The following is a 225-nucleotide window of genomic DNA, read 5'->3' as shown; positions in this document are numbered from 1 at the left end:
ATGTCGAGATCGCCGTCGGGGCTGTCCTTGAAGGTGTTGCGGTGGAATAGGCCCTGGCCACGGTTGAAATCGTCGATGATGTTCGTGACGGCGTGGGCGGTGGACGGCACCGAGGCGAGCTCGGCCGTGATCTCGGCGCCTTTGCGGCCGATCGACAGGTTGGCCTGGGCCGATTTGACCTGCCAGTCCTTGATGTTCTGCACGTGCTTCTGCAGGTCGTCCGAC

General features: G+C 63.1%; 1 protein-coding gene. It reads right to left on the bottom strand.

What is annotated here, in order from left to right:
* Nucleotides 1–225: hypothetical protein (locus NLM59_RS11705; protein WP_304417961.1), on the bottom strand; the 225-nt coding region annotated here is incomplete at both ends.

Origin of the sequence: Profundicola chukchiensis, from assembly GCF_029664245.1 — a bacterium.
Taxonomy (GTDB): Bacteria; Bacteroidota; Bacteroidia; order Flavobacteriales; family Weeksellaceae; genus Profundicola; species Profundicola chukchiensis.
This window is presented reverse-complemented; position numbering and strand designations above follow the sequence as displayed.